Raw genomic sequence first — 1,060 nt, 5'->3', positions numbered from 1 at the left:
TTTTTATTCAGTGCTGGAGGAAAAGCACGGGTCAGGGTTTGATAAAGGTGGTGGTGGGCATTGATCAGGCCGGGAATCAGAATCTGTCCGGAAGCGTCGTAGCTTTGATCAAACGGGGTTTTCGGGGATTGTCCCGAAGGGACCAGCTCCGTGAGCTTGCCAGAGCTTTCATCAATAACCACACCGTTGCCAGCGTTCTGATTGTTGGCGGTAAAAGTAGCCAAGGGGTGTTTTATCCAGACTTTCATTATCTGCCTTTTGTTATGAGCAGGCGGCCTGGATGGGGTCATAAATTGCCACATACCATAGACCACCATTACAGCGGTTTATAGCAGTGACTTTCGTGTTAATCTGCCGGTTTTGTTTTATGGACACTAGCCGATTCTTTTCTATGCTTCCTGCCAATGGTATAAATCATCCCTAAGGGATGATCGAAAACTATAATTCAGGATCCGCACATGGCTGTCGTAAAACGTATGTCCCAAAAAACCGGTCGCATCAGAGCCGAGAGGGTTCGGCTGATTTTGCAAGCAGCCGAACAGGAATTTGCCCGACATGGCTTCGGGGGAGCGACAATCCAGCGAATAGCTGACCTGGCCGATTTGCCGAAACCGACTGTGTTGTATTACTTCAGTAACAAGCAGGAAATTTATGACGAAGTACTTAGCAACATTCTGAGTCTCTGGAACGACAAACTGAACGGCTTTCACCCGAAAGATGACCCTGCAGAATCCCTTGAGCGCTATATCCGTTCAAAGATCGAAGTTTCCAGAAAATACCCCACCGCCAGCCGGATTTTTGCCAGCGAGATCATTCATGGCTGCCAGCAACTGTCTCCTTCCATGAAGGCCTCTGCCCAGCAATGGTTTAAAAACAAAACAGAAATTTTTCAGCACTGGATGGATGAAGGCAAAATGGCCCGGGTCGAGCCCATGCACCTGATTTTTATGATTTGGGGATCGACTCAGCATTACGCTGATTATGAAAAGCAGATTTGCATGATCATGGATAAGAAGAAACTGCCTGCTTCAACCTACGATAAAGCCGCTGACACTATCGG

1 protein-coding gene and 1 pseudogene are annotated in these 1,060 nt (G+C 47.6%); one reads left to right on the top strand and one right to left on the bottom strand.

Annotated features, from left to right (window positions below; genetic code table 11):
* A pseudogene (locus tag KDK16_RS04185) lies at positions 1-248 on the bottom strand (8-oxoguanine deaminase); the annotation flags it as partial.
* Between the two features lie 210 nt (positions 249-458).
* On the opposite strand from KDK16_RS04185, the gene KDK16_RS04180 reads away from it, so the two are divergent.
* Positions 459-1,060: TetR/AcrR family transcriptional regulator (locus KDK16_RS04180; protein ID WP_257274800.1), on the top strand; the 602-nt coding region annotated here is incomplete at its 3' end.

Source organism: Endozoicomonas sp. SESOKO4 (genome assembly GCF_024606275.1).
This window is presented reverse-complemented; position numbering and strand designations above follow the sequence as displayed.